The following is a 13,329-nucleotide window of genomic DNA, read 5'->3' on the forward strand; positions in this document are numbered from 1 at the left end:
AAATCTGTCAGCCCTTTACCTCATTCAAAAAACCAAAGAAAATATTTTATCCGGTAAAACCTTCAATATTTCGTATTTTCGCGCTACGAAATCTTTATAGAAATGAATTACGTTGCTGCTGAAAACCTTACCAAATCTTACGGACTAAAAGTTTTATTCAAAAATATTTCTTTCAATATTAATGAAGGAGACAAAATAGCCATTGTTGCTAAAAACGGAAGTGGAAAATCTACCCTGCTCAAGATCCTTATGGGAAAAGAAATTGCAGATAGTGGAAATGTAATTATCAATAAAGATATACAGGTTGTTTTATTTGACCAGGAAATTGATTATGATCCGAAACTTACCATTGAGGAATTCATGATGACCCTTGATTCAGCTCCCATTACAGCGCTTAAAAATTATCATCAGTCACTCCACTCAACGGACCTTGATTTTATCGAAAAGGCTCTTGCGGATATGGAGGCCCATAAAGCCTGGGATCTGGAAAATGAGATGAAACAAATCCTTTCCCAACTTAAGATCACAAATCTCGAAGCCAGGATGGGAACACTTTCCGGAGGACAGATCAAGCGCGTTGCACTGGCCAAGCTTTTAACGGAAACCAGAGCAGAACATCGTCATACATTACTGATAATGGACGAGCCAACCAACCATTTGGATGTAGAAATGGTAGAGTGGCTTGAAAATTATCTTAATAAAGCCAAGATTACTTTACTGCTCGTAACCCACGACCGTTATTTCCTTGATAGTGTCTGCGGTATTATCTGGGAGATGGAAGACGGAAACCTTTATTTCCATAATGGTTCTTATGCTACCTATCTGGAAAATAAGATGATCAGAGAGGATAATCTTAATGCTACCATTGACAAGGCTAATAATCTTTACAGAAAAGAGCTGGAGTGGATGCGAAGACAGCCTAAGGCAAGAACCACGAAATCTAAAAGCAGAATTGATGCTTTTTACGAAACCGAAAAAGTAGCAAAAACAGACACTTCAAAACAAGGTCTGGAATTGGATTTTGAAATGAAACGCCTTGGGAATAAAATTCTAGAATTAAAGAATATAGATAAAAGTTTTGGTGAGAAGGTTTTACTAAAAGATTTTAGCTATTCTTTCCAACGTGGGGAGAAAGTTGGAATCGTAGGTAAAAACGGAGCGGGAAAATCTACTCTTTTAAATATTATCCAGGGGCTTGAAAAAGCAGATAAAGGAGAAATAGAAACAGGGGAAACCATTTCTTTTGGTTATTTTTCGCAAAAAGGGCTCACTTACAAAGAAGATGAGAGAGTCATTGACTTTATTAAAGAAATTGCCGAGTTCTATCCTTTAGCCAACGGAAAAAGTCTTTCGGCATCCCAGTTTTTAAGGTTGTTTTTATTTGATGATCAAACGCAATATTCTCCTATTTCAAAATTATCCGGTGGGGAAAAAAGAAGATTGCACCTGATGTATATCCTGTATCAGAATCCTAATTTTTTGATTTTTGATGAGCCTACGAATGATCTTGATCTTCCAACATTAACAGTCCTTGAAAACTTCCTTCAACAGTTCCAGGGATCTTTGATTATAGTTTCCCACGACAGATATTTCATGGACAGAATTGTAGATCATGTTTTGGCTTTTGAAGGCAATGGAAAAATCAGAGATTTTGTAGGGACCTTCTCAGAATACAGGGAAGCCAGAAGTCGCGAGGAAGCATTAGAAAAAAATACAGCTGTAAAGACTGAGCCGGTTAAGGAAACTGTTCCTGTAGTGGAAAATACACCACCTTCCAGTACGAAACGAAAATTAAGTTTCAAAGAGCAGAGGGAACTTGACACGATTGAAAAAGAAATGCCTGAACTTGAAGAACAGCGCTCCAAAATTCTGGACAAACTTAACAATGAAGTAGATTATGAGAAAATAGCTAAACTTTCTTCAGAGTTGGAAACGGTTTCAGAAAAACTGGAAAACCATGAAATGAGATGGCTGGAACTTCAGGAGCTCCTTTAAAATAAAAACGATGAGTTATGAATGAGTTCAAAGAGTTAGAGAGTAGGATAATTTTAGTGTTAAAGAATATCAACCATAAACTCTGAACTCATTCACAATTGATCTTTATAGTTTAATTACTTTTTCTTCTTTTGCACTTTCTAAAGAAGCATCAATGATTTTCATATTCTGAATGACTTCTTTTCCAGGAGATGGCAATCCATATCCAAACACGATATGTTCGTAAATCTGCTGATAGTAATTCATATAATCTCCAGCTTCACTTGAGGTAAGCACTCTTTCTGTTTCTGAACGATCATTCAAAAAGTTTAAAATTCCATCCGCTTCTTTCAAAGGCTGTGTCCAGTCTTTTCCGTATGTGGGGGTAGCGCCTGCTACCAATTCATTTTCCTGATTATCGGTTCTCTCCTGCAGGAAAGTTCCCCGGTCTCCATGAATGGTATAGGCATAATGGCCTTCTTTACTGAAAACAGAAGATTTAAGCCTTACTCTCAAAGCGTCTTTATAAAATAACAGAATCTCAAAATAATCGTTGGCAAACGTCGATCCTTTCATAGAAAATACATCTGCAAAAAGTTTTTCAGGATATCCAAAATATTGTACAGCCTGATCTACCAAATGAGCTCCTAAATCATGAAGTGACCCGGCTCCCAATTGATCGGGACTTTCTTTATGTTTTTTTCCGCTGGGTGTAGTGCGGAACCGGTCAAAACGAATCTCAACCTCTTTAATGTTTCCTAATTTTCCTTCATCCAGAATTTTTTGAACCTGTAAAAAATCCCGGTCGAATCTTCGGTTTTGGTATACACTAAGAAACAGTCCTTTTTCTTCAGCCAGCTGTACCAGTTCTTCCGCTTCAGAAACATTTACGGTAAAAGGTTTTTCCACAATAATGTTCTTACCCGCTTCCAATGCTTTTTTGGCATATTCATAATGTGTCTGAACCGGTGTATTGATAATGACCAGCTCTACATCTGCATGCTGAAGCATTTCTTCTACTGAACGGTAAATGGTTACTTCCGGATATTGATCCTTAGACTCTTCTTTACTTCTTTCAACCACAGCAGCAATAAAAAATCCCGGATGCTCCTTCAAAAAGGGTGCATGGAAAATTTTTCCACTCATTCCAAAGGCACAAAGCCCTGCTTTTACCAATTGCATATTATAATTTTTAACAAATATATTCATAAAAACTTCTCTATTCCCCTATCTAAAGGAACTATAGAAATAATCCATCTCACCAAGTCGGAAAATATGATTAAAATCATAAAACTATTTTTATCTATTCTAAACAAATACTTACATTTGCGGCTTATTTAAAACTGTTCTATATAAAAATAAAATGAAAAGACAATTACTTTCTTTAGGTCTTCTATTTACTGCTGTTTCAGTGAGTTCACAGATGAAAAATGCTGAAGCAGATACCATCAGAATTCAAACCATTGAGGACATCAATCTTCATAAAACAGGAAATCCTAACCAGGCAAGAACATTATCTACAAAATCAAACCTGACAGTAATGGAAAACCCTCAGCCCATAGCTATTGTAACTCATGAAATTATTGAGCAGCAACAAGCAAAGCAGCTAAGTGATGTTATTAAAAATGTGAATGGTATTTATTTGACATCTGCAAGAGGAGGATCTCAGGATAGCTTTGGAGGAAGAGGTTTTATATTTGGAAATGATAATATCTTCAAAAATGGAGCAAGAGTAAACAGTGGAGTTTTTCCTGAAGTAAGTGGACTTGAAAGAGTTGAAGTTTTAAAAGGTGCAAATGCTATGTTATATGGTAATGTAGGGCCAGGTGGAATTGTAAACCTTATAACTAAAAAACCAAGATTTGAATTTGGTGGATCTGTCGGATTAAACGGTGGAAGCTGGAATTCTTATAAACCTGTATTTGACATTTATGGACCTTTAAGCCAAAAGGTAGCCTTCAGAGTCAATGGAACTTATGAATATGCCGAAAGTTTCAGAGATATGGTAGAATCTAAAAAGCATTATTTCAACCCGTCTTTTGTTTTTAATTTGAGTGAAAACACACAACTAATTGTAGAGGGTGATTATTTATATCATAATTTCACTCCTGATTTTGGAATTGGAAGTGTTACTGATAAAACCACTGGAATATCCAGGTTAGCTACTGAAGTTGACCGCAGGAGTTTTTTAGGTGCCAACTGGCAATATCAAACCAACCAACAAGCCACTACAGACGTTGTTTTAAACCATCAATTGAACAGTAAATGGAGTCTAAATGCAGTTGCTTCTTACCAGAATTATACAAAAGATTATTTTTCAACAGAAAGAATTCAATGGCAGTATGAATCCGCAAAAGGAAATTTTGACCCATCCTGGAACAGAACTTTGGGAAGAAATTATACTGAACAAAATTATACTTCATTACAAGTTAACCTAAATGGAGAATTTAAAACCGGAAATATTATCCATAAGGTTCTATTTGGAGCAGATGGAGACTATGGTTTAGCTGATACTTATGCTTACAACTTTACTAATCCTACGAGCATTAACTATGGAACATTATATTTAAATAATTCTTCCACATGGTCTAATGAAGGTGTTATGCCTGAAACTTATAGATCATCAAGAAACAGAATAGCAACGAAAAGATTTGGTCTTTATGCACAAGACTTGATCAGCCTTAGCAAAGAGTTTAAAGTATTGGCAGGAATAAGATGGTCTTATTTAAAAAATGAAGATACAGCAGTAAAAGATTTCTTAAAAGGAACAGAAACGCCTACAGTAAACAGCGGTTTACAAGCTCATGCCTTATCGCCAAAAGTAGGATTAATCTATAATCCTAATGATAATTTATCTGTTTTTGCAACGTATACTAATTCATTCTCACCTAATTCAGGGTTTGATGTAAACAATCTATCTTTAAAAGCATCAACAATTGATCAATACGAAGTAGGGGTTAAGAAAAATTTATGGAACAATGCTATCGCTGTAAACTTAACAGCTTATCAAATAAATAACAGGGATGCTTACACATCTCCATATCTTGCAGATAATAAGGTGGCATTATATAAAGTATATGCCGGCAATATAAGAAGTAGAGGTGTTGAATTGGATATCACAGGAAACCCAACAAAATACCTGTCTTTAATAGGAGGTATTTCTTACAATAATACTGTGTATACAAAAACTCCAGATAACGGATTTGTTGAAGATCAAAGATTGGTAAGAACTCCTGCCCTTACAGCAAATGCGTCTATTTTTTATACCTTCACGGATTTTGCAAAAGGCCTGAAGCTAGGAGCTACAGCATTCTATACCGGAAAAAGACAAGCAGGCTGGAATGATGTAAAAGGGCAATTACAACAAACAAGAATGATTGATATCAACGGATTCACGACGGTTGATATAAGTGTCGGTTACAGTTGGAATAAGTTCTCTATTCAGGGTAAAGTGGGCAACCTGTTTGATGTCATAAACTACAATGTTCATGAGAATTATTCAGTGAATCCGATCACACCTAGAAACTATTATTTTACGTTGACTTACAGACTCTAGAATTCTTAATATAAAAATTCTTTCAATAAAAGTGGGAACTGCATTTTTGCAGTTTCCACTTTTGAAATTAAAAAAAATAAAAGCAAAACAATAAAATATGGATAAAATAAAAGATACCAGAAGTTTCATGAGGATTACGCATCGTTACTTAGGATACTTCCTTGCGGGAATTATGGCTGTTTATGCGATAAGCGGTGTATTGCTGGTTTACAGGGATACAGGCTTTTTAAAAAAGGAGAAAAATTACGACAAAATTGTAGCTAAAAACCTTTCTGAAAAGGAATTGGGAAAAGAATTAAAAATTAAAAACTTAGAAATCGAAAATAGAATCGGAAACATCGCATATTTCAAACAGGGAGCCTATAACCTGACAACCGGGGAGGCAAAATACGTAAAAAAAGAGCTGCCATTTGTCCTGGATAAAATGACAAAACTTCATAAATCCCAGTCAAAAGAGACACTATCACCTCTTAACACTTTTTTTGGAATTGCCCTATTCTTCTTTGTGATCTCAAGCTTCTGGATGTTTAATCCAAAAACAAAAGCATTCAAACGCGGAATGCTTTTTACTGCTCTAGGACTGGTTGTTTCCATTATATTACTTCTTGTCTAAAATTATATTTTATTCAATAAAACAAGGAAATTAATTTGATTTTCATTTTTCTTAATTTAACATTATTTTAGTAAAATTAGCTAAAAATGAGTACTATGGCACATTTATTGATTTTCACCACCCATAGAATAAATAAGCATTAATTATTAAAATTATAAATTATGAAAAAACTAATTTTAGCAGGAATAGTAGCGGTAGCAGGATTAACAACAACAGCCAATGCTCAGATTCAAAAAGGTAACTGGATGGTTGGTAGTAGTATTGTAGCTAGTAATTTTGGTCTTAATACGGGAGGAGGATATAACATCTCTTTACAACCGAAAGCGGCTTATTTCATTGAAGATAACGTAGCACTTGGAGGATATGTTGATTTAGGATTTAACAAAGTTGCAAAAGGATCACCAACAAACTTTGTGTACAAAGTAGGGGCTTTAGGTCGTTACTATGTATCACCAGGTGAAAAAGGTATAGATAATCTTTTACATCACGGACGTTGGTTCTTCGAAGGTAACGTTGGTATTGGAGGAACGTCTACCGAAGGAGGAAACTCTACCACTGGGTTAGATTTCGGTGCAGGTCCGGGATACTCTTACTTCATCACACCTAACATCGGTGTTGAAGGACTTGTTAAATACAATGGTGTTGCAGGTTTCGGTAAAAACGGTTTAACTTCTACCCTTACCTTCAACGTAGGATTTAGCATTTTCTTACCTACATCTAAAGGAAAACAAATCATAAACGACGTTAAAAACTAGTCGTTAAGAAAATTATTTTTCTTAAAAAAGATAAAAGCACCTCGAATAATTTCGAGGCGCTTTTCGTACAAATTAAAACTAAACTATAAAAAATCAAATAAATCATGTATTCGGTTGAGGCGTATATCTTAAATACGGCTTTATTTCTGTAACGCCTTTAGGAAAAATTTCCCGGGCTTCTTCTGTTGATATAGACGGTGGAATAATAACATCTTCTCCATTTTTCCAGTTTACAGGGGTAGCCACTTTATGGGAATCCACCAATTGAAGAGAGTCAAGAACCCTTATAATTTCATTAAAATTCCTTCCCGTAGAAGCAGGATAAGTTATAATCAAACGTACTTTTTTATCCGGATCAATGATAAGCAAAGAGCGTACGGTTGCAGTTGCTGAAGCATTAGGATGGATGAAATCATACAATTCCGAAATTTTCCTGTCTTTATCTGCAATAATAGGAAATTGCACATCCGTATTTTGAGTTTCATTAATATCCCGGATCCAGTTCTGATGGTCTTCTACTCCATCTACACTCAATGCAATTACTTTGGTTTTCCTTGCCTCAAATTCGGACTTTAGCTTTGATGTAAAGCCAAGCTCCGTAGTGCAAACCGGAGTATAATCTGCAGGATGCGAGAATAAAATCCCCCAGGAATCTCCCAGATAATTATAAAAGTCAAGATCACCGGCAGTAGTTTCTGCCTGAAAATTGGGTGCGGTATCTCCTAGTTTGATTGACATAACATTATCGTTTATTAGTCTACAAATTTAGTAGACTTTTTGAAACTGGCAAAATTTTTGATGAAAAATTACATATTAAATTAAAAAAAATTAATACATGGAGAAAATTGGTTTAAGCTATGTTGAAGTGGTCTACAGAGTTCTACAAAGCTGGTATTTAAAATTTGCAGAACTGACCCCTAAATTGATTGTAGGCATACTGGTTTTTTCTTTCTTCCTATTTTCAAGTAAATATTTAAGTAAACTTGCCGTAAAGCTCTTTCATAAATTATTTCCTAAAAGTGAAAAAGAAAGTTCATTGGTAACTTTACTGGCCGTATTCCGGTTTATCATTATGCTAATGGGTAGTTTTATTGCATTAGAAATAATGGGTTTCAGCAGTTTTCTATGGAAATTCATCGGAAGTCTGGGAGTTGCGGGGGTTATCGCCGGGGTTGCTTTAAAGGATCTGGTGTCCAGTATATTTTCAGGAATGCTTATCGGAATCGATAAAGCCTTTAAAGTAGGTGATTATGTATCTATCGGGAATAACTCAGGGACAGTACAGGAAATTGGTTTTCTGACAACAAAGATTATAACCGATGACGGTAAAAAGGTTTATATTCCCAATCAGGTCATTTTTAATTCTCCTTTTTCAAATATCACTGCTTCTCCGCAGAGAAGAATAATCCTAAATTTTGAAATTCCGGCTGATGAAGATATCAACAAGGCGCAAATGGGAATTCTGGAAGTAATAAAAGGATTAGAATATGTGGACAAACTGGATACTGCTGAGGTTGTATTTACCGATCTTAAACAAGGCATATTCAATTTACAGGCTAAATTCTGGATGACCATCGGAGCCAACATTACCCGCGTAAAGAGTGATGCATATATGAAGATCAAGCAACGTCTTGATTCGGATAACATCCTGTTAGTAACCCCGACCAGCATCAATATTACAGGAGGAGAAAGCAATAGCAGTCCTACATCAAATCAGGACAAATAGAAAATAAAAAAACCGCTTTTTCAAGCGGTTTAAATTTTTATAATAAGTAGCTAGCTTATGCTAATACTTCTTTTACTTTGTTAGCAGCTTCCTCTAAAGTAATTGCAGAGTGTACCGGAAGACCAGACTCGTCAATTAATTTCTTAGCTTCAACTGCATTGGTTCCCTGTAATCTCACGATCAATGGAACTGGTAGGCTTCCCATCGCTTTGTAAGCATCTACAACACCCTGAGCTACTCTATCACATCTTACGATACCTCCGAAGATATTGATTAAGATTGCTTTTACGTTCGGATCTCTTAAGATAATTCCGAAAGCAGTCTGTACTCTCTGAGCATCAGCAGTTCCTCCAACGTCAAGGAAGTTAGCAGGATTACCACCTGATAATTTAATGATATCCATAGTCGCCATCGCAAGACCCGCACCGTTTACCATACAAGCAACGTTACCATCTAATTTTACGAAGTTAAGACCAGCTTCACCAGCTTCAACATCCATTGGATCTTCTTCTCTGGTATCTCTTAGCTCAGCTAAATCTTTGTGACGGAACAATGAGTTGTCATCTAAAGTTACTTTAGCATCTACTGCGATAATTTTATTATCAGAAGTTTTTAAAACAGGGTTGATTTCGAAAAGAGAAGCATCAATTCCTGTATATGCGTTGTAAAGAGAACCGATGAATTTTACAAATTCTTTGAAAGCATTTCCTTCAAGACCTAAGTTGAAAGCAATCTTTCTAGCCTGGAAACCTTGAAGACCTAAAGCAGGATCAATGATTTCTTTGTGAATCAAATGAGGTGTTACTTCAGCAACATGTTCGATATCCATACCACCTTCAGTAGAATATACGATTGTATTTTTACCTTCAGCTCTGTCTAATAAAATAGAAACATAGAATTCTTTAGTTTCTGTTTCACCCGGATAATATACATCCTCTGCAACCAAAACAGAATTTACTTTTTTACCCTCAGCAGAAGTTTGTGGAGTTACCAACTGCATTCCGATGATGTTCTGAGCGTTTTCTTTAAGCTTATCCATGTTTGGAGAGAACTTTACACCACCACCTTTACCACGACCACCTGCGTGGATCTGAGCTTTTACTACCCACCCTTGAGCGCCAGTTTCAGCAGTTAGTTTTTCAGCAGCAGCTACAGCTTCATCTACGTTGTTTGCAACGAAACCACGTTGGATAGCTACTCCATACTTTGATAAAATCTCTTTTGATTGATACTCGTGAAGATTCATATTATTTTTATTATTTTATTTTAAATTATAAAGGTTGACAAATTTACTAAAAAGACATGGAAGTTCAAGATTCTAAGTCCAAAAATTAAATGGTAAGCACCTTGATTTTTAACAGGTCCTGATATTTTCTTTATTCTTCGGTTATTTTTTCTGATTGAGATCCTATAAAAGGGATTTTCGGAGCCAGGAAATATCCTGTTAAGCTCGCAAAAAGTATCGGAACAAAATAAGTAAATCCTGTTAAAGTCCCAAGAATAATAGTTGTACTCATAGGCGTCCTGGTCACACAAGCGTTAATTGCAGCCATGCAGCTTACAATTGCCAGTGTGGTATCTACTGATGGAAAAAGATGATGTATGATCAGCCCCAAAGTAGTTCCCACAAAAAACAAAGGGATAATGAACCCTCCTCTCCAGCCCGAAGTCACTGTGATTGCTATCGCTAATATTTTAAAGACCAGAATTGAAAGTAAAAAGTTCAGAGAAAAATTCCCTCCGATCAGCTCATTAACTTCATGGTGTCCGAAGTATCTGGTAATGGGAAAGTAAAACGCAATAATACCCAAAACAATTCCACCTACTAATGTTTTTACATAGATGGGAAAGTTTCTGTACTCGAAGACTTTTTTGAAAAACTTAACTACAAAAATAAACAGCCATCCTACAAATGTTGCAACAACAGCAAACATACAAGCGTACATAAAATCGTAAACTCCGGAATAGTGATACGCTTTCAGGTTCCATGTAGCACCTATCCCGAGATGAATAATCAATGCAAACATTACATAGCTGAAACAGCTTGCGACCAATGCAGGAATTATTGCTTTATAATATTCAACAGCATGTTTATGATGTAAAATTTCAAGTGAAAAAAGACTTCCACCGAGTGGTGCACCAAATAATGCAGTGAAACCGGATGCCATCCCTGCAATACTTAAAGATCTCAACTCCTCGCCCTTCAATCTGAAAATCTTCCCTAGCCAGGTTCCTGTAGATCCTGTTACCTGAACCAGGGGAGCTTCAGGCCCTAAACTACCTCCTGAAGCTACACAAAAAAGTGACGACAAGATCATGGAAGGGTTATTTTTAGGATCGAGCTTTCCTTTATTAAATCTGATATTATTAACAATCAGATGAATTTCACCCGGATCACCGATGAAGTGAATAACCAGACCGGCTAACAATCCGCAAACGGCCATTGTTGGAATCACCATCCAACCTTGATACTGAGCTAAAAAGTCAGTAAAATATTCTAATACAATCCAATACAGTCCGGCAATGACTCCACCTACCAATCCGGTAAAAGCCCACATAAAAAATGTCCGGCTGAATACAAATGGATTAAATCTGATGGGCTGATCTAAAAGATTAAACGTTCTGATTAACCTTCGCCTTCTGTTGATTTTCATTGCGTTTAGATCCTATTTTTAGCAAAATAAAAAATAAGCATTCCCCAGCTAAGGATCATTAACAGCCCTCCAAGTGGAGTAATCGGTCCCAGGAATTTCAGATTAGCTCCCAAATAGTCCTGCAAACTCAGGAAGTATATACTAAATGAAAACAGCATTGTTCCTGCAATCATCAAAATAGAAACCCATTTTTCTGAAGAGGTTTCAAATTTCAAAATAAATCCAATGATCAACAGAAAGAAAGCAGCATACATTTGATATCTTACTCCTGTTTCAAAACTTTCCAGCCTTTCAACTGACAATATTTTCTTTAAAGCGTGCGCACCGAACGCACCTAAAATAACCGATAACATGCCATAAACGGCACCAAATACTAAAGTAATTGTTTTCATTATATCAATTTATGAGATCAGATCTTCAATTAATCTGTCTTATTTATAGTTTAAAATTTTAAACACCAAAGACAAAGCTCCGATAGCTATTAACATCCAGGCCATATTTTTACTTCTTGCAAAACCGGGGTTCCGGGTTATTTTCAGAAAAATTCCGAAAACTAAAATAAATGCTGACAATATGATTCCAAACATATTATTGGGCTCTCATTCTGTTAAACTCTGTGATAACCTCATGATGGGTAACTGTTTTGTCTTTGAAATAGGTAACAAAATGCTGCTTTTCCTCTTCCGTTGCTCCCATCTGATTCAGAATATTCAATAAATGCATCTTCATATGTCCTTTCTGAATTCCCGTGGTCACTAACGAACGCAGTGCCCCGAAATTCTGTGCTAATCCTGAAACAGCAAGTATACTCATTAACTCCTGAGCAGATGGCTTACCAAGAAGAGCTAATGAAAACTTGACTAACGGATGGAGGTTAGTCAGTCCGCCAACAACACCTACAGATATAGGAAGATCGATCCAAAATCTGAAAATTCCGTTATCAGTGGTGCAATGAGTCAAAGACCTGTACTGACCGTCTTTTGCAGCGTAAGCGTGTGCACAGGCTTCTGTTGCTCTGAAGTCGTTTCCCGTAGCAATCACCACCGCATCCACTCCATTCATAATTCCTTTATTATGAGTGGTTGCACGGAACGGCTCAATTTCAGCAATCGTTACAGCCTGTTTAAATTTTCTGGCAAATTCTTCGTTGGAAATCCCGCTATCATCTTTAAGATCATCAATTTTACAAGAAACCTCAGCACGAACCACACAGTCGGGAGTAAAGTTGGAGAGAATATTCATTACGATCTGTAAAGAATCTTTTTCCTCTTTGGTAAAGTCTTCTTCTTTAGCAACTTCTTCTTTCAATGTTTTCCCAAATTGCTCCAGACAAGAATTTATAAAATTGGCTCCCATTGAATCCACTGTATCAAAACTTGCCTTCAATTGGAAGTAATGGGCCATGTCAGCAGTCTTATCCACCAGCTTAATATCCAGAATTCCACCACCACGATTTCTCATGTTAGCGGTTATTGCTTCCGTAGCCTCAAATAGTTTTTTCTTTAGTTTAAAATTAAAAAAATGCAATAGTTTATGAGATTCTCCATTAAAAATGAAGTGAGTATGCCCCAATTTTTCTGTATTAATAATGGTTGTTTTAAAACCTCCTTTATCGATCCAGAATTTGGCAGCCTTAGATGCAGCAGCCACTACAGAACTTTCTTCAACAGCCATCGGCAAAGCCACCAATTTTCCATCTATTAAAAAATTAGGTGCTATTCCGTAAGGCATATAAAAATTAGAGATCGTATTTTCCGAAAATTCATCATGAAGCTTCTGAAGTTCTGTATTATCGTTCCAGTATTGCTTTAATATTTTTTGATATTCCTGATCGCCGTCAAGATATTCATTGACTAGCCAGTCTATTTTCCCCTGTTTGGTCAATTTGGAAAAACCTTCAATCGGTTGATGATTCATAGTATAACTTTAAAGAACCGTAAATATACTGATTTTGATACTTTATTCTGTTGATAACTTTATGTTAAAAAGGGTGACATTTCTCAATTTTGGAATTACTTTTGAATTAAAATTCACAGAGTTAAATCGTCCTT

Annotated in this window: 11 protein-coding genes; 5 read left to right on the forward strand and 6 right to left on the reverse strand. The window is 36.1% G+C overall.

The features are described from left to right. Positions 1 to 102 precede the first annotated feature (102 nt). Positions 103 to 1,995 carry an ABC-F family ATP-binding cassette domain-containing protein gene (locus tag ACNFU2_RS10550; protein ID WP_172280415.1) on the forward strand — a complete coding sequence of 631 codons (1,893 nt, stop codon included), beginning with the start codon at positions 103 to 105 and terminating at the stop codon, positions 1,993 to 1,995. 105 nt (positions 1,996 to 2,100) lie between these two features. On the opposite strand, the gene ACNFU2_RS10555 is transcribed toward ACNFU2_RS10550, so the two are convergent. After that, the gene (locus tag ACNFU2_RS10555; RefSeq protein WP_273649394.1) at positions 2,101 to 3,156 is read right to left on the reverse strand and encodes a Gfo/Idh/MocA family oxidoreductase; all 1,056 of its coding nucleotides are present in this window, start codon (positions 3,154 to 3,156) and stop codon (positions 2,101 to 2,103) included. A 181-nt stretch (positions 3,157 to 3,337) separates the two neighbouring features. Here ACNFU2_RS10555 and ACNFU2_RS10560 point away from each other — a divergent pair, with 181 nt between their 5' ends. The 3 genes from ACNFU2_RS10560 to ACNFU2_RS10570 all read left to right on the forward strand — a co-directional run bounded on the left by ACNFU2_RS10560 (position 3,338) and on the right by ACNFU2_RS10570 (position 6,898). Next, positions 3,338 to 5,530 (forward strand): TonB-dependent siderophore receptor, encoded by a 2,193-nt coding sequence (locus ACNFU2_RS10560; protein ID WP_418124857.1) that lies wholly within the window; start codon positions 3,338 to 3,340, stop codon positions 5,528 to 5,530. A 97-nt stretch (positions 5,531 to 5,627) separates the two neighbouring features. Further along, a complete protein-coding gene (locus ACNFU2_RS10565; RefSeq protein ID WP_273649398.1) occupies positions 5,628 to 6,143 on the forward strand; it encodes a hypothetical protein in 516 nt (171 codons plus the stop codon). Positions 6,144 to 6,304: 161 nt separating this feature from the next. After that, positions 6,305 to 6,898, forward strand: coding sequence for a hypothetical protein (locus tag ACNFU2_RS10570; protein WP_172280422.1), 594 nt, complete (start codon positions 6,305 to 6,307; stop codon positions 6,896 to 6,898). 102 nt (positions 6,899 to 7,000) lie between these two features. Here the strand turns inward: ACNFU2_RS10570 and ACNFU2_RS10575 are convergent, their stop codons facing one another. After that, on the reverse strand, positions 7,001 to 7,636 hold the full coding sequence (locus ACNFU2_RS10575) for a peroxiredoxin (RefSeq protein WP_172280423.1): 636 nt from the start codon (positions 7,634 to 7,636) through the stop codon (positions 7,001 to 7,003). Between the two features lie 97 nt (positions 7,637 to 7,733). On the opposite strand from ACNFU2_RS10575, the gene ACNFU2_RS10580 reads away from it, so the two are divergent. Continuing rightward, entirely contained in the window at positions 7,734 to 8,624 is an 891-nt protein-coding gene (locus tag ACNFU2_RS10580; protein ID WP_273649401.1) for a mechanosensitive ion channel family protein, read from the forward strand. A gap of 55 nt (positions 8,625 to 8,679) precedes the next feature. Here ACNFU2_RS10580 and sucC read toward each other — a convergent pair whose 3' ends face one another. The 4 genes from sucC to ACNFU2_RS10600 form a co-directional block, all read right to left on the reverse strand. Beyond that, complete coding sequence (gene sucC / locus ACNFU2_RS10585) at positions 8,680 to 9,870, reverse strand: ADP-forming succinate--CoA ligase subunit beta (protein ID WP_076390839.1); 1,191 nt, start codon at positions 9,868 to 9,870, stop codon at positions 8,680 to 8,682. Positions 9,871 to 10,000: 130 nt separating this feature from the next. Beyond that, complete coding sequence (locus tag ACNFU2_RS10590; RefSeq protein ID WP_418124861.1) at positions 10,001 to 11,278, reverse strand: chloride channel protein; 1,278 nt, start codon at positions 11,276 to 11,278, stop codon at positions 10,001 to 10,003. Positions 11,279 to 11,283: 5 nt separating this feature from the next. Continuing rightward, positions 11,284 to 11,670, reverse strand: a complete 387-nt coding sequence (locus ACNFU2_RS10595; protein WP_273649406.1) for a DUF423 domain-containing protein — start codon at positions 11,668 to 11,670, stop codon at positions 11,284 to 11,286. Positions 11,671 to 11,866: 196 nt separating this feature from the next. Then, positions 11,867 to 13,195 (reverse strand): hydroxymethylglutaryl-CoA reductase, degradative, encoded by a 1,329-nt coding sequence (locus ACNFU2_RS10600; RefSeq protein ID WP_172280431.1) that lies wholly within the window; start codon positions 13,193 to 13,195, stop codon positions 11,867 to 11,869. Positions 13,196 to 13,329: the final 134 nt, after the last annotated feature.

Source organism: Chryseobacterium sp. PTM-20240506, assembly GCF_048296755.1.
GTDB classification, from domain to species: Bacteria; Bacteroidota; Bacteroidia; order Flavobacteriales; family Weeksellaceae; genus Chryseobacterium; species Chryseobacterium proteolyticum.

Bases quoted from the DNA above. Each gene is read 5' to 3' on its own strand.
- ACNFU2_RS10550 (WP_172280415.1), top strand. From the start codon at position 103: ATGAATTACGTTGCTGCTGAAAACCTTACCAAATCTTACGGACTAAAA.
- ACNFU2_RS10555 (WP_273649394.1), bottom strand. From the start codon at position 3,156: ATGCAATTGGTAAAAGCAGGGCTTTGTGCCTTTGGAATGAGTGGAAAA.
- ACNFU2_RS10560 (WP_418124857.1), top strand. From the start codon at position 3,338: ATGAAAAGACAATTACTTTCTTTAGGTCTTCTATTTACTGCTGTTTCA.
- ACNFU2_RS10565 (WP_273649398.1), top strand. From the start codon at position 5,628: ATGGATAAAATAAAAGATACCAGAAGTTTCATGAGGATTACGCATCGT.
- ACNFU2_RS10570 (WP_172280422.1), top strand. From the start codon at position 6,305: ATGAAAAAACTAATTTTAGCAGGAATAGTAGCGGTAGCAGGATTAACA.
- ACNFU2_RS10575 (WP_172280423.1), bottom strand. From the start codon at position 7,636: ATGTCAATCAAACTAGGAGATACCGCACCCAATTTTCAGGCAGAAACT.
- ACNFU2_RS10580 (WP_273649401.1), top strand. From the start codon at position 7,734: ATGGAGAAAATTGGTTTAAGCTATGTTGAAGTGGTCTACAGAGTTCTA.
- sucC (WP_076390839.1), bottom strand. From the start codon at position 9,870: ATGAATCTTCACGAGTATCAATCAAAAGAGATTTTATCAAAGTATGGA.
- ACNFU2_RS10590 (WP_418124861.1), bottom strand. From the start codon at position 11,278: ATGAAAATCAACAGAAGGCGAAGGTTAATCAGAACGTTTAATCTTTTA.
- ACNFU2_RS10595 (WP_273649406.1), bottom strand. From the start codon at position 11,670: ATGAAAACAATTACTTTAGTATTTGGTGCCGTTTATGGCATGTTATCG.
- ACNFU2_RS10600 (WP_172280431.1), bottom strand. From the start codon at position 13,195: ATGAATCATCAACCGATTGAAGGTTTTTCCAAATTGACCAAACAGGGG.